The following is a 17,488-nucleotide window of genomic DNA, read 5'->3' as shown; positions in this document are numbered from 1 at the left end:
GGGTCGGTCAATCAGTCTAGTTAACAGTGGGTTTTGGAGTTTGGTAGGCCGTTAACAGTTTAGTGAAAGCCGCTTCCGTTGTAGTCATAATTAAGGTTGAGCGATCAACAAAACCGTAAATAGCGAGAGAGTTGTTATCTGTGTCAGACAAAATCCTAGTGTCGATATTATTTATAATTTTGTCTGTAAAGTTTCCAATCTGGATAGAGTTTTTGTTCTCAGTTAGAGGGCCAAAAATATTGGCGACAATGATATTTTCCTCACGTAACATACTGTCGAGAGTGTTTTCAAATGAGCGAGTTTTAAAAATGAAAAAGGGTGCACTACTGGTCGCGGTTGGATCTGAGACTACCCCCATCATAAAAGGGTCAAGTAAAAAATGAGTAAAATTAATTGGAATAGCTATTTGAAAAAAGGTTAAGATCTCTGGACCAGATAATATTTTTTTGATGATGGTTTTGTCAGTCGTAATTGTTTTGGTTGGATATAGATCAATTACTTTACTGGCGGAGTAAGATTTTTTTAAATTAGTTTTAATTAAATCTTGGATTTGGTTTGGTGTTTGATTGTCGGTGACCACCTCCTGGTGCTCCTCAGCAAAAACAATAGAGTTAATAACCACTGGTTGTACTTGAGAGACACCTGGTCTTGTTATTACGAAACTGATTGTTAGAAATCCTATACCTAAAATAATAAAACCTAGACTGCCGATTAAAATTAATTTACCCCGACTGACCCCAACTGGTTCTCGTGGTAATGTTTCTAAACGATGTCTTGCTTCATCTTCCAAAGCTATTTTGGTCAAAGTTAAGCCACCAGAAGTGACTTGGTCATTGATGTCAGTTTGAAGAGTGTGATAAGTGTTTACCTTCTGGGTCTGAGATTTTGTAATAGCCTCTACTTCAGCCCGAGCTTCAGCTACTTTTTTTTGATAACCCTCACTTAGCTTGCGCTTATCCTCTTCCATCTTAGCGCTTTCTTTAAATTCTTCTGATGATTTTTTACGTTCAAGATCTAGTCTGGCTTTTTTCATCTCTTCTATTTTTTGGGCTAGGGCTCTACTCTCAAGCTCCCTTTTTTCTCTAGTTTCACGACGTTGTTTATGTTCAAAGCTCTCCATAGCCCTCTTGGCTTGTTCCCGCCTTTTAGCTATCTCTTCCGGGGTTAAAGTTGGGTTGGTCTTTAGAGTCTGTCTATCGGCATCAACTAAACTCAAGGTTGATTTACGTCGTGAAACCAACTCAGTCGCAAATAGATTATTAGACCCTAGATTTTTATTTCCAGTGAGGGCCTGTTTAGCCGCTTGGATTTTTGTTTGTAGGTTGTCTTCGGTCATAATAATCTTAAACTGACTAATTGGTAGAGACTTTTTTTGTTAAGAAAAAAATTAATTTTTTCCACCTATGCCTTTTATTTTTGCTAAGTCACTCTTTAGGGTTCGTAATTTGGGTAACAAATTTTCTTCTTCTGTGGTGGCAACTGGTATGTCCCCATTTTCAGTTTTAGTGTTTATTTGAGATAGTTTGGTTTTGATTTCCTCTTTTACTATATCAATAGCGGGAACGGAATTATTTGGAGTAACTCCAAGAGTATTTATTTTACTAGCTTGTTGTCGTTGTAGTTCAGTTTCCCCTCGAGCTTTCAGTTGCGCCATCTCGATAACTTTTTTCTTGGTTTCATCGATAGCTTTTTGAGCGAGAGCTGCCGCTTTGGCTTTTTCCAATTCTAAATTAGCGGCCGTGTTGGCCTTGGCTGCTTGTTCTTGTTTTTTTAGTTCTTCTTGCTTTTTAATCTCCTCAGCTTCCTTCTTCTTTTTTTCTTCAGCTATTTTTTTCTCTAACTCTTCTTTTCTTTTGACCTCTAGCTCAGCCTGTTCTTTTTTAGCTACTTCTTCACGTCTTTTTTTCTCTATCTCGGAGTGAGCTATTTCTGCCTTCCTCATTGCCTCCTCTTCTTCAAGTCTGGCTTGCTCAGCGATTAGTGATAGCTCGCTTTCCAAGTCGTCTAATTTTTTAATAGTGATCTCCTCTTCGTCTAAAAGAGTCTGATATTTTTCAGTACTCTCTTTGATTAGGGTTTCAACTTTGGTGATCTTATCTTCAAATCCCCATTTCTGTTTCTCAAGTTCTTTTCGTTTGTCTTGAATAACCCAACGCTCTTTTTCTATTTTTTGTCGATCAGTTGGTAAGCTTGTTGTTCGTTCTCTGCCTTCGAGTTCGTCTTCAGCTGTTTCTAATTTTTCTTCTTCATCCAAAAGCGGGGCGAGCATCTTTTTTAAATCAACTCGTTTATTGTCGAGTACTACCCACCCGATCTCCATATCTTCTTTTTTTTTCGTAATCAGACTTAAGGATTGTCCCAATTCACTTTTTTCTTTATCGATCTGTCTTTCGCGTTCATTGCGTTCACGTTGAATAGTTCGTTCTGGTCCCTGCATAGCCAAACGAGCCGCTTTCAATTTGTCAGTTAAGTTTGATCGGTTTGGAGAATCTGTGACAGTACCAGAGGGGTCAATATTAACAGGATCTTGTTTTGGTAAAGGAATAAAATCGTCGCTAGAATTTTCTGAAGGTTGAATATTTTTTATTTGAGAGTCGTCAGCCATAGGTTTTATCATTATACAATGACCACGAACAGGATTCTAGCTTTTTCTGTTTATGAAACTCGATTAAGTTTTTATTTAAAAACTGGAGCCATCAAAAAACTAATTTTTCTGTTTATTCTCCGATATGAACTACTGGTTCGTTGGCTGATTCATCCTTAGTTTTTTCTTTGCGCCCATTACCTCTGTAGTTATTTGAAGAGATTAGATATTTACGCGGTTGCAGATCTAGGTCTAGAAAATCATCGGTCGCTTCTTTTAGCTTACCTGAAGAACTTTTACCAAAAGAAACAACCTCGACTTGGCAACCAAGGGATTGCAAATGCTCTACCAGTGGAATAAAGTCACCGTCACCAGAAACGATTACCACTACATCAAGTTTTGGGGCCAGTTGAATAGCGTCAACGGCTAGACCGACGTCCCAGTCAGCTTTCTTAGCTCCACCAGCAAAGATTTGCAAGTCCTTAGATCGAACTTCGATGCCAATTTTACCCAAGGCCTCTAGAAAAGCTTTCTCGTCCCCTGCTTCGGTATTAACAACGTAAGCTAAAGCCCGAACTAACTGGCGGGCACCAACAATATCTTTTAAAATAGCTCCAAAGTTGACTCGAGCATGGTATAAATTTTTAGCACTATGATAAAGGTTTTGGGTGTCAATAAAAACGCCGACACGCTGACCTTTGTGTTTAATGATAGACATTAAGATTATGAAATTAGGGGGCTGGTCTTTTGGCTACTACAAACAGAAAAATCTAACCAAATTTATTAGCAATAAAAAAAGACTAACACCAATACTTTATTAAAAATTACTTACCAACCAAGTATAACACAAAAAACGGATGGTTTACTTAGAAGCTTTAGCTGCTTCTTTTTTCTCCTCTTTCTTAGTTTGAGTCTCCATATACTTGATGTGAGAGCGGCGTTTAGCTACTAGTTGTAGTAAACCGCGACGAGAGTGGTTATCTTTAGCGTTTTTCTTGAGGTGTTCAGCTAATTCATTAATTCTTTCAGTCAAAAGAGCGATCTGGACCTTAGAGGATCCAGTATCGGTGTCATGGACTTTACTTTTCTTAATGATTACCTGCTTTTTCTTGGTTGTAAGCATGAGGGGTATCATAGCATAAAACCCTTTGTTTTGCAAGTAGAATCACTAGATACACCCAGATAATCTCCAGAGGAATGGCTGACGTATTGATTTTAGTGTTATAATATTGTGCGACACTATATTTATGGATATCCAAAGCATTAAACGAGAATTTCTCGAATACCAAGAGATTGAAAAGGGTCGTAGTCTGAAAACGGTTGAAAACTATGACCGTTATCTAACAAAGTTCATTAACCAGACGGGCATATCCAAACCAGCTGATATTACTGACGATTCGTTACGAGCCTTTCGTTTGTGGCTTAACCGTCAACCTTCCCCGACTGTCAGGGGGGCGACTTTGAAGAAAAACACCCAAAACTACCATTTGATCGCTTTGCGGATGTTCCTTAAATACTTGGCTCGTCGGGGGGTTAGCTCCTTAGCCCCGGAACGAATAGAATTAGCCAAAACCCCGGGTCGAGAGCTGGATCTGATTACTGACGTGGAATTAGAGCGTTTAATGGCTGGGCCACAGGATTCTGACTTAAAATCTTTGCGGGATAAGGCCATTTTAGAGCTGCTATTTTCAACTGGTTTGCGGGTTTCGGAGTTGTGTAACTTAGATCAGGATTCAATCGACTTGTCTCGTGATGAATTCTCGGTTAGAGGTAAGGGTGAGAAGGTCCGTTTAGTCTTTATCTCCCCTACCGCCAAAGATAACCTTAAGACTTATTTAGCTAAACGAGATGATATGCATGAGGCGCTGTTTGTTAATATAGGGAAAGGTAAAAAGGAGCCGGAACGATTAACGCCGCGTAGTGTAGAGAGAATTGTAAAATTTTATGCTATCAAAGCCGGTATTTCTAATAAGAAAGTAACCCCGCACGTTATTCGTCACTCTTTCGCGACGGACCTACTACAGAATGGAGCTGATATTCGTTCAGTTCAAGTGATGTTAGGGCATGCTAACGTGGCCACTACTCAGATTTACACCCACGTTACCGATAGACAACTAAAAGATATCCACAGTAAATTTCATGGGAAGAGGCGCTAATTTAATAAAGGACAAATTTATTTATTTAGGTGGAACCGGTTATCCACAAGAAAATGTTTGTCCTTTAATATAGGACACATGTATAATCATATCAGACATGATCTGGTCTTCACTAAGTCGTGATGAACCAGGATAAGATCTGGCTTATGAGTTTAGTCCTTCTCCACACTAAATTTTGTAAGTTTTAGGAAACAATTTTATAATCCAACGTTTCCTGTTCAGGTCTATACCTGTGTGAAGCGCTTTACCGTCCCAAGGCACTGTCCCTCTGGGGCGTTGTTTGTTTCTGACTATTTTAATCTACAGGTCTGAGGTATTAATATTTGAGTTTTATACTCGATGACGTTTACGGATTTCAGCCAGTTCCCCTTCCTCTGTCTCTTCTTTCTTTTCTTTACCGGCTTCTCCTAATTTTTTTAATTTCTCTAGAGGTAATTTTAATAAGTCCAAAGCTTTATTTTCTAGATAGTTTCTATTATTTAACTCTGGTTTATCCAAGACTTCCTCCAGTAAGGCATGTAAAATAAAGCCTATTTTAGGCCCTGGTTTCTCTTGAGAGAGCTTTATTAGGTCATTACCATCTAACTTCAACATACCGACTGATGTAGGGGCTCTCATGGCTTCCTCAATCATAGCCTCATACTTACGTAGTCTATAAGGATCTTCTTTCGGGCGGCCCATTCCAATCCGGTCGCAGGCCCTAATGGTCATAAGGTCCCAAACTAAGTCGGGTCCAACCTTAGCCACCAACCTTCGTACGGCTGATAAGGTTATTTGGTCAGTGTCCGCAAAGAACATATGGTTTCTGACTAACCTTTCAACAATATTAATTGTTTTTTGGGGAAATTTTAGTTCCGTCAGTATCTTTTTGACCATTCTCGCTCCCACCACTTCGTGACCGTAGAAAGTGTAGGCCTTCTTACCAACAACTGTAGAACTACGTCTAGTTTTTGGTTTGCCTATGTCGTGAAACAGAGCCGCTAAACGAATCTCTAAGCTCCCGTTTTTGGCAGCGGCGTGTTGCAAGGCTCGCAAAGAGTGTTCCCAAACGTCATAAATATGAGCGCCACCTTGCTCTACCCCAACCATCTCCCCTGTTTCACGAATAACATAAGATAAAACACCACAGTCTTTCATACTCTCTAGTCCGGACATTGGGTTGGCAGACATGATTAGTTTCTCAAACTCATCCCTAATCCGCTCAGTGGAGATGCTGGATAAGTCAGCCGCCTGGCCTCTTAAGGCTTTTTTTGTCTCGAGGTTAATCGTGAAACCTAATTGAGCCTCTAAACGAATGGCACGCATGATTCTGAGTGGATCTTCCCCCAATCTAACCTCAGCTTCCCCGACTGCTCTGATTATTTTGTCCTTTATATCTTTTACTCCCCCAAACTCATCTACTAGCTGTCCATTAGACGGACTATAGGCCAAAGCGTTGATAGTGAAATCCCGACGCTTAAGGTCTTCAGTTAGACTTGTGCCAAATTCTACCTTGTCGGGATGGCGCTTATCACTATAAGCCCCCTCTGTTCTAAAAGGGGTCACTTCAATATGACGTAAATCTAGTGGTTCAATATCTTCATTAATAACAGTAACGGTGCCAAAGGTGTTTTCGTAGACAGTTTTAGGAAAAAGCCCAACAATTTGGTCAGGGGTAGCGTTGGTGGTGATATCCCAATCTTTGGGTGGTCGGTTCATTAGCAAGTCTCGAACGCAACCACCAACTAGATAAGCTGAAAACCCCCCTTCTTCAAGGGTTTTTGTTATTCGTGAAACTTCTTTGGGAATAATTAGGTCTATTTTCATTTCATTAAAACTGAGGTGATTTTAGATTAAGAAATCTCCTATTAGATTCAGATTTTGGTGCTCCCGGAGGGACTCGAACCCCCAACGACGGTTCCGAAGACCGTTGTGATATCCATTTCACCACGAGAGCGTTGATAAACTTACTAAAAATACAACAAATAAGGCCAAAAATCAACCTATTGTGATTGAATAATCCAAAGTTTTTGCTATACTAGTTTTGTTTTTAAAAATATTTGCGGGTATGGTTTAGTGGTAGAACACGTCCTTGCCAAGGATGAGACGGGAGTTCGATTCTCCCTACCCGCACACTTCGACAAGCTCAGTGTAAACACAAGGTTTCATTATTGTTAAGAGTTTCTTGGTTTATGTTCTATTACAAGACTTTATAGTCGAATTACCCTGAGTTTATCTAGGGGCAGAAGAGTTGTGACCGATTCTCAGAGTCATTAGTAGTCGATTCTCTCCTTCTAATCACCATTAAAAGACCAATCTCAGACAGTCTCTTAAGTGACCTAAATTGGCCTAAAAAGTGGAAAAACGTGGATAACTATGGGGATATGGTGTATAAGAGACAGTAAAAAAATTACAAATAAACCTGACCCTTAATGTCTAAATCCAATTATATGGCTTAAAATATAGGTTTTATAGTCCTTGACTGACTTTTAAGGTAATTTGGTTGTAACTGGTAATATATGTTTCATATGAAACATATATTAAGATGTTAATCATGAAACCTGGTGGTGGTTTTGATATACTAAAGAGTAAAGAAGATGTCGCAAACCACTAAACAAGTAATTGGTGCTTTAGGTGAAAATAAAGCTGTGGGACTGTTGAAAAAGAAGGGTTTTTATATTTTGGCTAGAAATTATCGTAAACCTTGGGGTGAAATAGACATTGTCGCCAAAAAGGGAACTACTATCTATTTTGTTGAAGTTAAGACTGTTAGTAGGGTGTTTGGGGATGTTATTCATGAAACAGATAGTTATGAACCAGAGGATAATATTCATCCTTGGAAACTGAAAAGGTTGTATCGGGCGATAAATAGCTACCTAGAGGACAACGAGATTGATGAAGACGACATAGATTGGCAGTTAGATGCTATTACTGTGTATTTAGAACAGGGGAGTGATAAGGTGTTTAAAATAGAACATCTAGAGGATATAACCTAATCTGGCGTTGGCTATTTTGTTTTGGTGTGGTACGATTACCAGGTATTTAGGCTTTTGAAGCGATAGAATAAGACTTAAATGACAACGGGCCGTGGTGTAACGGCTAACATTCTCGGTTTGGGACCGAGCGACTCCGGGTTCGAATCCCGGCGGCCCGAAATACTAAAAAATCCACCTCAAAAGTGGATTTTTTAGTATTTCGGGCCGAGCAAGAGAACTGCTTCTCTTGCGTCCGGGATTAGAACAGTGGAGCTGTGTTTGGTGAGTACACCAAACAAGTGAGCTGGTGCCTAGACCGAGTCGAGTGACGACGAGGTGAGAGTCGAAGGATAATCCCGGCGGGATTCCATGTTATTATATCTTCAATGTCGCAAAAATCTTGTTCCACTGCCATTTTCTTTAATCCGGCTACTAAGCAGGTTTTATTACACAAAAGAGATGTTTTTGCTCCGGTTAGCCCTAATATTTGGGCTTTGTTTGGTGGTGGTTCTGAGATAGAAGACCAAGGGGATCCAGTAAAAACTTTAATTAGAGAAATGAACGAGGAGGTTGGCATCTTATTCTCTGCATCAGAAATTGTTGCTCTTTACGACTATTTTGATCAAGAGAATAATGCGCACCGTTTCGTTTTTTATATTGAAACAGATTTAGATGGTCGTCAGATTGTTCTTACAGAGGGAGCTGGTTATGCTTGGGTTGATCTGGCTGAGGCACTGGATTCTCATAAGATAAATATTGTGGAGCAAACCCAGACAGATCTCCAGTATTTTGTTGAAACCAAAAAAATATCTTGGTAAAAATAGTTTTTATCGCCGTGTTTGACTTTACTTATCCACATGGTATAATAGAGAAGTTGTAAGTTTGCGTTCTAGCTCCTACGTTTTCTTCGCGCTTAGTGTGCGTTTGGTAAGTAGAGACTACAAGCAGGTCAGCTTACACGTTTATTAAAAAAGAACGTTACACAATGGCAAACAAGCTTTATGTAGGCGGTCTACCTTATTCAACTACTGACGACGAGTTCAAGAACGCGTTTTCACAAGCTGGTACGGTAACTTCAGCTATGGTCATCAAAGACCGTATGACTGGACGCTCAAAAGGTTTTGGTTTCGTTGAGTTCGCTACCGATGAAGAAGCTCAGAAGGGTATTGAGCTTTGGAATGGTAAGGATTTCGGTGGACGCAATCTCACAGTTAGTGAGGCTCGTCCTATGGAACCTAGAGGCGACCGATAATAATCAGATTCCTGATCAAACAAAAAACCACTCTTCTGGAGTGGTTTTTTGTTTTGGAGGATAAGGAGGGTCTATGTCAGTTGGCACATAGACCCATGATGGGGTGAGGAACTACTTTGGTTGTGATGCATGGGCTTCTTTCTTGTTAAGCGCTGCTTCTATTCGGTCGGCTATTTCTTTGCCGAAGTGGCGGAAACAGCCGACTGAATCACTAGCCCTGGCAATTATTCGACCGCTTTTGCGATGAGTAACCACCAAGATAAATGAACCAGGATGCTCTGTCCGATCAGCGCTCAACACGGTCATGGTTCGAACCCTTTCGTTTGGCAAATGGTCTGCGACTTCAATAATCGCTTGGTGTCCTTTCATTTCCAAGGTTCGACTAATGATAGTCTTAACTCGATCCCAAATGAAACTATCTGGCATACCCATTTTCTCACCTCCTTTCAAAGAGCGGTTGTATTAAAAATGTTCCTCAGCCCCTGTATTCACTATAAACCTTGTCATAGTAGTGTCAACGTAAAAAAATAAAGACAAGTGTTTGGTTAGAAGGTGAGCAAGTTCGACTCTCAGTCGTGGGGAGTATATAATATTTGGATATGTTAATTTTTTACATCTTAATTGTGGTGTGTGCGGTGATCGGTTTTAGTATTTGTTTACATATTGATTGGGCGAAACGTCACAATCATAAAATTGTTTGCCCAACAGAGTCTGATTGCGAAATGGTGATTCATAGCCGCTTTTCGGCTTGGCAGGGGATACCGTGGGAAGATTTAGGTTTAATTTATTATGCTTTAGTGGCAGTGTCTTACTTAGGTTTGATTATTGTTCCGGGTTTGGCTACTAATTTATTTCTCACCCTGTTGGTCTTACCAACTTTGTTGGCCACTTTTACCGCTGGTTATTTGATTTATGTCCAAGGAAAGATTTTGCGAGAATGGTGCACTCTTTGTCTATTGTCATCGCTGATGTGCTTCTCTATTTTCCTCAGCACTCTGGCAATTTGGTTTTAGATTGAATTAGATAAGCTTTTTTGCTACGATAATCCTGTTATTGAAGCGGGTATAGTTTAGTGGTAAAACGACAGTTTTCCAAACTGTAGTTGGGGGTCCGATTCCTCCTACCCGCACCTAAAAGTAAAAGCACTAAATCGTCGTGACGATTTAGTGCTAGAGAAATCTTTCGACTTGGTTGATTACGTACTTCGTTAACTTTTTCTGATCAGTGCCGTCGTAATGGAACTTGGCTTTGATCTTTTGCCCTGCCGCAATGTATGGCAGAAAGATTTTGTCCGCCGCCATCATCTTTACTGACCACGGGAACCAACGCAAGCGCCAAAGAGGAAACCATCTACCATCCTTCAACTCCTCTGTATCACGGGGAGTCCCTTCCCAATTATTAGCTAGAAAGAAGTGGACTTCCATTAGGAATGATTTTGTAGGATCTTGGTGGTGATTGTAAAACTGGATGATGGCTATTTTTCTTAAACTAGCCTCTTTTAGTTTTACTTGGATTTCTTCAAAAGTCTCTCTGCGCGCGCAAGTTTCTATTGCTTCACCCGGCTCAACTTTCCCTCCTGGGCCGGTGTACATTCCGATCCCAATTTTTTGGGTTTTCCGACCCATAAAAATTTCGCCTTTCTCATTCTGGAGAAAAACGACAGTAGCAACTTTGTGTTGCATATGATTTTCTCCCTGAGTAGTGATGTTGGGGTTAGAGTAAATAGCCATATACCTGACTGCAATCTAGCACAAAACCTCCGTTTTACAATGAACGGATAAATCTATATTCTAAGGTTATGACTAAGATTTATAATCGGGCTTATTTAGGTGATAAAATTGTTTCTCTAGAACAGGCCAACCTTAGTATTGCTAGTTCAGCTGTTCTTTATGGGTTGAGTGTTTATACGGTTTTCCCGGTGATAGTAACGAAAGCTGGTCCAGCCGCCTTTCGTTTAGAAGATCACTTTGAGCGTTTACTTAACTCAGCTAAGATTATTGGTCTTGATACTTTTGCGCCGGCCTGGAGTTTTGAGCGCTTTGAAGAGTCTGTCAAAGAATTGGTTAAAGTTAATGATTTGCATGAAAATGTGTTTATTAGAGCAACGGTCCATGTCAGTGAGTTGGTGCCTGGTACTCGCTCTCGAGGCTTGGAAACAATATTGAGTATGTTTATTTATGAAGCTAAACCGATTATTTCCCAAACTGGAGCACGCTTGAAAACTAGTGTGTGGCGGCGGGTGCCGGATTACGCTATTCCGTCTCGGGCTAAAGTAAATGGGGCTTACGTGAACTCTGTTTTAGGTAAGCAGGATGCGCTTGATAGTGGTTATGATGATTGTTTGTTTTTAGACACCAATGGTCACGTGTGTGAGTTAAGTGCAGCTAATATTTTTATCGTCCGCGACGGGATTCTAATTACTCCTAGTCAAAGTAGTGATATCTTAGAGGGGATCAATCGCAAGACAGTTTTGGAGTTAGCGGGGGAGATGAATATTAAAACTGTCGAACGCCTGGTTGATCTAACGGAAGTTTATATAGCCGATGAAGTTTTTGCTTGTGGGACGTCGTCGTTCATTGCTCCGATCGTGGAAATTGATGGTCGGTCAATTGGTTTAGAAAAAATTGGCCATCTGACTGGGAAAATAAAAAATAAATACGAGCAGATATTTCGTGGGGAAAGTGTTGATCATCATAGATGGTTAACAATATTTAATTAACTTAAAAAACAGAAACAAAAATTCCCACCGAAGTGGGAATTTTTGTTGTAGTGGCAAATATTAAATATTTGCGCTTATTATTTCACCGCGTCCTTCAAGGCTTTGGCTGGACGAAACTTCGGTACCCGCATGGCTGGCACAGATACAGCTTCACCAGTTCGAGGATTTCGAGCTGTTCGAGCAGCGCGAACTTTAGAAGAAAAAATACCAAGACCAGCGATTGATACTTCATCACCCTTTTTCAATGTTTTGGTGATGTTTTCAATGATAGCATCAACTGCTTTTTCAGCATTTGTTTTGGTGCCGCCAACTATTTCGTGGACGACATCGACAAGGGCTTGTTTGTTCATACTAATATTACCTTATGTTAATAAGACGACCTTAGTTTCTCCACCTCTTTATTATAACGTGGGGCAAAAAAGCCCGCAATACATAGGTTTTAGAGCGGGCTTTTTGACTGATTTTATTTAATATTGTCTTATTATCTGGCGTATTCTATTACTCTTGCCTCACGAATGACTGTTACTTTGATTTCGCCTGGGTATTTAAGTTCTTTTTCGATCCGGAGGGCGATATCACGAGCTAGTTGTTTGGACTCAAAATCATTCATTTCTTCTGGTTTAACAAAAACTCGTATTTCTCGTCCCGCCTGGATAGCATAACTACGTTCAATACCTTTAAAGCTGTTGGCAATGTCTTCCAGATCCTTAAGTCGTTTCAGATAGTTTTCAATACTGTCACGACGGGCACCTGGGCGACCACCGGAAATAGAATCCGCCACCTTAACAATGATAGATTCTAGGGTTTCATAAGGATATTCCTCATGGTGAGACTGCATCGCTTTGATAATAGCTTCACCAGCCCCGAACTTGTCGAGAATTCGTCGGCCGATCTCCACGTGAGTACCTGCCACTTCATGGTCCACAGCCTTTCCGATGTCGTGGAGTAAGGTTCCAGCCTTAGCTACTTGAACATCACCACCGAGCTCTTCAGCTAGCATACTAGCAATATGAGCCGCTTCAATAGAGTGTTGAAGGACGTTTTGGCCATAACTAGTCCTGAAGTGGAGTCGGCCTAAGATTAGAAGAATACGGGGGTCGAGGTTGAAGACACCAACTTCATAAGCCGCTTGCTCGCCCTTTTCTTTAATAATTTTGGAAATTTCTTCTTTAGCTTTTTCTACCATCTCTTCAATTTTGGCTGGTTGAATGCGGCCATCGAGAATTAGGTTTTCCAGAGCTACCCGAGCGATTTGTCGACGGACTGGATCAAAAGAAGACAGAACGATTGAACCTGGAGTGTCATCTATGATAACTTCCACCCCAGTCGCTTTTTCGAAGGTTCGAATATTACGACCTTCTTTGCCAATGATCTTACCTTTGATGTCGTCGGAAGGAATATCGACGGTGGTGGACATGACTTCTGGGACAGTCGAAGTAGAGAGCCGTTGGATAACAGTAGCTAGAATGTCTTTGGCTTTTTGTTCTAGACGTTCTGCCCCAGTCATTTCTATTTTATGCATCCGAACCAACAAATCCTCGCTATAGTTTTTCTCAATAGTGTTTAGGAGTTCTTGCTTGGCTTCTTCAGCTGACATACTAGATACCCGTTCTAGTTCTTTTTGAGCTTCTGCTCCTAGACCGTCAACCTTCTCTTTTATCTTCTTTAATTCCTCAGCACGTAGTTTGAGTGATTCAGCTTCTTTGTCGATATCAACTTGGCGTTTATCAAGAATCTCATCTTTATTAATAAGACGGTCTTCTAATTTCTTGAGCTGGGTTTCTTTTTCTTTTTCTTGAACCTTAGCTTCTTGGAGGATGGTGGTTGCTTCTGTTTCGGCGCTGGCAACAATTTTTTGAGCTTCTTCTTTTGCTTCAAGTAATTGCTGTTTAATGGTTAGTTCCATTGAGCCCTTCTGGCCCAAGGTGACCAACCAGCGCAGGAAGTAACCAACCACAATCCCACCGAGACCGGCGGCGCCGGTGATAATGATGAATGTAATTAGTGACATGGCTGTGGTCAACACCAATGTTCCTTGTCAATTTTCGAAGCCAACCGCTCCACTAGCGGTTGATATTTTAAGATACTCTTTGGTTGTGAATGACTAGCGATTGATAGAAGTGAATCTGAGTGAACATAAGAGTGAAATCGGAAAAAATAGGCTTAAAAATTCGAAAAGGTAAGGGTGTCGTAAAATCAAATTTAATAATAAGGACTTTTTTACAATATCAAATTATTTTGTCTTTGTCTAGTGTGGTTGGATACCAAAAAACTGGCCCGTGTGGCCAGTTTTTTGGTATCCGTCTCTTGTTTTACCGACTCTTTGGTTTTACAATGTCATCGACTAAACCGTATTTCTTGGCTTCTTCGGCCGTCATGTAGTTGTCGCGATCGGAGTCCTTTTCAACTTGCTCAACCTTTTGACCAGTGTTTTTAGCTAAGATTTTGTTTAAAGTGTCCTTAGTGCGAAGGATGTGTTTAGCGCTGATAGCAATATCAGAGGCTTGGCCTTCCGCCCCACCCATGACTTGGTGAATCATGGCTTCAGCGTTGGGAAGCATAAAGCGCTTGCCTTTGGTTCCTGATGATAACAAGAAAGCTCCCATGGAAGCGGCGAGGCCGACACAGACAGTCGAAACGTCTGGTTTAATGTGATTCATAGTGTCGTAAATAGCGAGACCGGCACTGACTGAGCCACCAGGGGAGTTGATATATAGAGTGACATCCTTTTTAGGATCTTCAGATTCCAAAAACAATAATTGAGCGATGATTAGGTTGGCCACATAGTCGTCCACAATGCCGCCCAAAAAAATAATTCGTTCCTTTAATAGGCGTGAGTAAATATCGTAGGCTCGTTCGCCGAGTGGTGATTTTTCGATTACGGTTGGTATTAACATATAATTTGTGTTTTAACGAAGACTAGTAATTAGAAAAAGTTTATCATTATTTATTATTTTCTAATAGCTCGAAGACTTTTTTGTGGAGGATGGTGTTTTCGGCGTAGGAATGGACACGAGGTAAATCTTTATCGCTCGGCTGTTGATCGCCCATATGACCAAGCATGTGACTAACTTCGTGCTCCAATTCCTCCTTAGTAGCTTCTAATTTAGCATCGTCAATTATCGCGTTGACCACTAAACCTAACTTTACTCGTTTTTCAGCGTCAGCTTTCCAGTTATGTTTGAGTTCGTCTTCGGTTTTCTTGAGGTGAATCAGGTAATCATCAAACTTTAGGCCCATGCGATTGGTTTCATATTTTAATTCTTGAACCATTTTGTTTAGTTCGCTCTCAACCAAGATGTCAGGAATAGTGACTTCGATCTTCTCAGCAATAGCGTCCATAATAGCGAGACGAGTTTTCTCCTTGGCTCTAAATTCTTTATCTGATCCTAAATTTTCTCTAATCTTGGCTTTAAAGTCAGCCACATTTTCAAATTTACCGAGAGTTTTCACGAACTCATCAGTAATTTCCGGGAGGACCAACTTGTCTTTATCTTCCGGTTTGAGGTCTTTATTTTCCTCCAACGACATGGCTCGTTGTTTTTGTAATTCAAAGATGACGTCTTCTATTTCTTTGTCGGTTACTTCGGTTGGTTTTTCGGTTTTCGCCACAGTCTCTTTAGCAATCTTTTTATAATCGGGTAGTTTTAAAGTTGGAACAATAGCGGTTTTAATAGTGAAACCGAGGGGATTATCCTTGGCGAGTTTGGTGATAGAAACCTGCGGTTGGCCGATGGCGTCGATCTTGTGCTCAGTCAGGATTTCTGGGTAAAGCTTAGCAAAGACGGTGTCAGCCATCTCAATTAGAACTTTTTCTTCACCGATTTTTTCTAGTAAGATTTTTTCAGGAGCGTTGCCTTTGCGAAAACCATCGAGAGTGACTTGCTCATTAAGTTTTTTCACGACTGGAGTCCAGTGTTTCATAAACTCAACCGACTCAACTTCACCGATAATTTCTACCTCACTGTCGTTAATTTTATTGATTTTTATATTAGTCATAGGCCTCTAGCATAGCGGATTTTTTAGGAATTGCAATTAGGGGTTTAATTTGATTTGCCACCAAAAAAACTGGCCGTAGGGGCCAGTTTTTTTGGTGACGAGAAATTTATTAATCTCTTTTATTCTAACTCCTTTTGCATCGCTTCAAGCTCGATATCGAGATTGTTGAGGTCGGTGGCTTGAGCGTCCGCTTCAATAGTGGTCAGATCGGTGGAGGTACTCTGGGTACTTAGGTTAATAGTTGTTTCATCAGGTGAAACTTCAATCTCTTCAGCTGACTGAGTACTATTGTTGATACTTAAGCGATTGGTAAAGGCGAAGATACCACCAACTACTAGAATAGCAATAATAATTACGATACCTAATACTGGTCCAACTGACTCTGGGTTTTTGTTTTGAGTGTCCATGAATAAAAAATAACTAATAATTAATTTGAAGCACTACTATCATCTGATTGATCGTCTGGACTGTCTTTCAGGTCGGCTTTAAGAGAAGTGATCGCTTCTACTATTTTAGCATGAGCGGTTTTGATTTTAGTAATCACTGTGCCGGCTGCTTCTTTTGCCTTCACAAATGATTCACCTGGGGTGGAAGTAGTTACCAAATCACTAACCTTGGCCTGGAAGTCAGCTAAACCAACTTTGGCTTCACTAAGGTTGGTCCGCGCTTCGCTAATGAGACCTTGAGCTTTGGTGATATCTATTCCTTTGGCATCAGCTTTAGTTAATCTTTCTTCTACTCGATCAATTAGGCTGCTAATACGTTCAATAGCAGCGGTTAGTCGACGAGTGATACGACTAGCGTAAGCTTCAATTCGATCTTTTTTTAAATCGTCCACCTTTCCTCGGCGCATCTCTCGTTCATCTTTTAAAAGGTCTCTTTTAGAGCTAGTACTGACAGAATCATCATCTAAGATACTTTTAATTTTATCCTGGTGTTCTCCCCTGATCTCCGCTCTTTCTCCTTTAAATTCAGCCCTGTCCTTAAGTCCTTGCTCTTTAACCGCTTCACGTTCAGCTTGGAATTTTTCTCTAGCCTCACGAGCTCGTTCTTTTAGGGTGTTGGTTATACTGGGGGAGTCCTCAGCTAATACTGGGATTGGACTAGCTACCACTAAAGCCATGGCGATTATTAAAGGAATAATTTTATAGTATTTCATATGTTTTTAAGTAAATCTGTTAAACCCTCAGGCTTTTTAGACCATTAAACAAAAAGCCCATAGGGTAACTTTAAGTATACCATATGGAGCTATTTGTTGTGATTGTCCAGAAAGGGTTTAAGAACGAGGATATTTTTGATTGTAAACTTCTATAGAGTGGTCTACCGCTTTTTCGGCTTCTTCGTGACCAAGCCACTCTCCCACCACCACTTCTTTTTTTTGTAAGTCTTTGTAAACTTTGAAGAAGTGAGAAATTTCGTCCAAAGTGTGTGGTTCTAGATTTCTAATGTCAGTGACAGTGTTAAAACGAGGGTCTTTGGTTGGCACTGCTAAAACTTTAGCATCGCCTTCGCCATCGTCCTGCATCTCCATAATACCGATCGGTCGAACTTCGACTAGGCAGCCTGGGACAAATGGTTCATGAGACATAACTAAAACATCCAACGGGTCGCCGTCATCCCATAAAGTTTGAGGTACGAAACCATAGTTGGCCGGGTAGTGCATTGGTGAATACAAAACACGGTCGACATGAATTAATCCAGTTTCTTTGTCTAGTTCATATTTGACTCGAGAGAGTTTTGGAATCTCGATAATGACGTTGAATTTATTGTTACTTTTTCCAAATGGAATGTCGTGCCACAGATTTTTCATAAGATATTTAGATT

The 17,488-nt window shown here is 40.5% G+C and carries 20 protein-coding genes and 4 tRNA genes; 9 read left to right on the top strand and 15 right to left on the bottom strand.

The genetic code is table 11. The features are described from left to right. Positions 1–16 precede the first annotated feature (16 nt). The 4 genes from K8Q91_03480 to rpsO form a co-directional block, all read right to left on the bottom strand. Positions 17–1,336, bottom strand: coding sequence for a hypothetical protein (locus K8Q91_03480; protein MCE9629027.1), 1,320 nt, complete (start codon positions 1,334–1,336; stop codon positions 17–19). A 51-nt stretch (positions 1,337–1,387) separates the two neighbouring features. After that, a complete protein-coding gene (locus K8Q91_03475) occupies positions 1,388–2,605 on the bottom strand; it encodes a hypothetical protein (GenBank protein MCE9629026.1) in 1,218 nt (405 codons plus the stop codon). A gap of 112 nt (positions 2,606–2,717) precedes the next feature. Beyond that, positions 2,718–3,302, bottom strand: coding sequence for an NYN domain-containing protein (locus K8Q91_03470; protein MCE9629025.1), 585 nt, complete (start codon positions 3,300–3,302; stop codon positions 2,718–2,720). A 144-nt stretch (positions 3,303–3,446) separates the two neighbouring features. Further along, positions 3,447–3,707, bottom strand: coding sequence for a 30S ribosomal protein S15 (gene rpsO / locus K8Q91_03465; GenBank protein ID MCE9629024.1), 261 nt, complete (start codon positions 3,705–3,707; stop codon positions 3,447–3,449). Positions 3,708–3,831: 124 nt separating this feature from the next. Between rpsO and K8Q91_03460 the strand changes: the two genes are divergently transcribed. Continuing rightward, on the top strand, positions 3,832–4,740 hold the full coding sequence (locus K8Q91_03460; GenBank protein MCE9629023.1) for a tyrosine-type recombinase/integrase: 909 nt from the start codon (positions 3,832–3,834) through the stop codon (positions 4,738–4,740). Between the two features lie 330 nt (positions 4,741–5,070). On the opposite strand, the gene K8Q91_03455 is transcribed toward K8Q91_03460, so the two are convergent. Both K8Q91_03455 and K8Q91_03450 read right to left on the bottom strand, forming a co-directional pair. Further along, positions 5,071–6,546 (bottom strand): HD domain-containing protein, encoded by a 1,476-nt coding sequence (locus K8Q91_03455; GenBank protein MCE9629022.1) that lies wholly within the window; start codon positions 6,544–6,546, stop codon positions 5,071–5,073. A 55-nt stretch (positions 6,547–6,601) separates the two neighbouring features. Further along, positions 6,602–6,676 (bottom strand) — tRNA-Arg (locus tag K8Q91_03450). A 105-nt stretch (positions 6,677–6,781) separates the two neighbouring features. On the opposite strand from K8Q91_03450, the gene K8Q91_03445 reads away from it, so the two are divergent. The 5 genes from K8Q91_03445 (at position 6,782) to K8Q91_03425 (ending at position 8,946) form a co-directional block, all read left to right on the top strand. Then, a tRNA-Gly gene (locus K8Q91_03445) sits at positions 6,782–6,852 on the top strand. Between the two features lie 464 nt (positions 6,853–7,316). Further along, a complete protein-coding gene (locus K8Q91_03440) occupies positions 7,317–7,715 on the top strand; it encodes a YraN family protein (protein MCE9629021.1) in 399 nt (132 codons plus the stop codon). Between the two features lie 85 nt (positions 7,716–7,800). Then, a tRNA-Pro gene (locus K8Q91_03435) sits at positions 7,801–7,873 on the top strand. A 207-nt stretch (positions 7,874–8,080) separates the two neighbouring features. Then, positions 8,081–8,512 (top strand): NUDIX hydrolase, encoded by a 432-nt coding sequence (locus K8Q91_03430; protein ID MCE9629020.1) that lies wholly within the window; start codon positions 8,081–8,083, stop codon positions 8,510–8,512. Between the two features lie 167 nt (positions 8,513–8,679). Further along, positions 8,680–8,946 (top strand): RNA-binding protein, encoded by a 267-nt coding sequence (locus K8Q91_03425; protein ID MCE9629019.1) that lies wholly within the window; start codon positions 8,680–8,682, stop codon positions 8,944–8,946. A gap of 111 nt (positions 8,947–9,057) precedes the next feature. Here K8Q91_03425 and K8Q91_03420 read toward each other — a convergent pair whose 3' ends face one another. Further along, positions 9,058–9,372, bottom strand: coding sequence for a hypothetical protein (locus K8Q91_03420; GenBank protein MCE9629018.1), 315 nt, complete (start codon positions 9,370–9,372; stop codon positions 9,058–9,060). A 173-nt stretch (positions 9,373–9,545) separates the two neighbouring features. Between K8Q91_03420 and K8Q91_03415 the strand changes: the two genes are divergently transcribed. Together K8Q91_03415 and K8Q91_03410 are read left to right on the top strand one after the other, a co-directional pair. Beyond that, positions 9,546–9,959 (top strand): hypothetical protein, encoded by a 414-nt coding sequence (locus K8Q91_03415; GenBank protein MCE9629017.1) that lies wholly within the window; start codon positions 9,546–9,548, stop codon positions 9,957–9,959. A 45-nt stretch (positions 9,960–10,004) separates the two neighbouring features. Continuing rightward, positions 10,005–10,075: transfer RNA gene (locus tag K8Q91_03410), tRNA-Gly, on the top strand. Positions 10,076–10,115: 40 nt separating this feature from the next. Here the strand turns inward: K8Q91_03410 and K8Q91_03405 are convergent. Further along, positions 10,116–10,676: an NUDIX domain-containing protein gene (locus K8Q91_03405; GenBank protein MCE9629016.1), complete on the bottom strand. Its 561-nt coding sequence runs from the start codon at positions 10,674–10,676 to the stop codon at positions 10,116–10,118. A 68-nt stretch (positions 10,677–10,744) separates the two neighbouring features. Here K8Q91_03405 and K8Q91_03400 point away from each other — a divergent pair, with 68 nt between their 5' ends. Next, complete coding sequence (locus K8Q91_03400; GenBank protein ID MCE9629015.1) at positions 10,745–11,665, top strand: aminotransferase class IV; 921 nt, start codon at positions 10,745–10,747, stop codon at positions 11,663–11,665. A gap of 77 nt (positions 11,666–11,742) precedes the next feature. On the opposite strand, the gene K8Q91_03395 is transcribed toward K8Q91_03400, so the two are convergent. The 7 genes from K8Q91_03395 to K8Q91_03365 all read right to left on the bottom strand — a co-directional run bounded on the left by K8Q91_03395 (position 11,743) and on the right by K8Q91_03365 (position 17,474). Further along, positions 11,743–12,015, bottom strand: coding sequence for an HU family DNA-binding protein (locus K8Q91_03395; protein ID MCE9629014.1), 273 nt, complete (start codon positions 12,013–12,015; stop codon positions 11,743–11,745). A 131-nt stretch (positions 12,016–12,146) separates the two neighbouring features. Then, positions 12,147–13,676 carry a ribonuclease Y gene (gene rny / locus K8Q91_03390; protein ID MCE9629013.1) on the bottom strand — a complete coding sequence of 510 codons (1,530 nt, stop codon included), beginning with the start codon at positions 13,674–13,676 and terminating at the stop codon, positions 12,147–12,149. A gap of 301 nt (positions 13,677–13,977) precedes the next feature. Then, on the bottom strand, positions 13,978–14,562 hold the full coding sequence (clpP, locus tag K8Q91_03385) for an ATP-dependent Clp endopeptidase proteolytic subunit ClpP (GenBank protein ID MCE9629012.1): 585 nt from the start codon (positions 14,560–14,562) through the stop codon (positions 13,978–13,980). Positions 14,563–14,608: 46 nt separating this feature from the next. Next, on the bottom strand, positions 14,609–15,664 hold the full coding sequence (locus tag K8Q91_03380) for a hypothetical protein (GenBank protein MCE9629011.1): 1,056 nt from the start codon (positions 15,662–15,664) through the stop codon (positions 14,609–14,611). A 119-nt stretch (positions 15,665–15,783) separates the two neighbouring features. After that, positions 15,784–16,071, bottom strand: coding sequence for a hypothetical protein (locus K8Q91_03375; protein MCE9629010.1), 288 nt, complete (start codon positions 16,069–16,071; stop codon positions 15,784–15,786). A 20-nt stretch (positions 16,072–16,091) separates the two neighbouring features. Then, positions 16,092–16,823, bottom strand: a complete 732-nt coding sequence (locus tag K8Q91_03370; GenBank protein MCE9629009.1) for a hypothetical protein — start codon at positions 16,821–16,823, stop codon at positions 16,092–16,094. A gap of 117 nt (positions 16,824–16,940) precedes the next feature. Further along, the gene (locus K8Q91_03365; GenBank protein ID MCE9629008.1) at positions 16,941–17,474 is read right to left on the bottom strand and encodes an inorganic diphosphatase; all 534 of its coding nucleotides are present in this window, start codon (positions 17,472–17,474) and stop codon (positions 16,941–16,943) included. Positions 17,475–17,488 lie beyond the last annotated feature (14 nt).

The organism is Candidatus Vogelbacteria bacterium, assembly GCA_021414225.1.
GTDB lineage: Bacteria > Patescibacteriota > Minisyncoccia > Phycocordibacterales > XYD1-FULL-46-19 > JAIOOX01.
The sequence above is the reverse complement of the archived record's forward strand: the minus strand, read 5'-3'. Positions and strand labels throughout refer to the sequence as shown.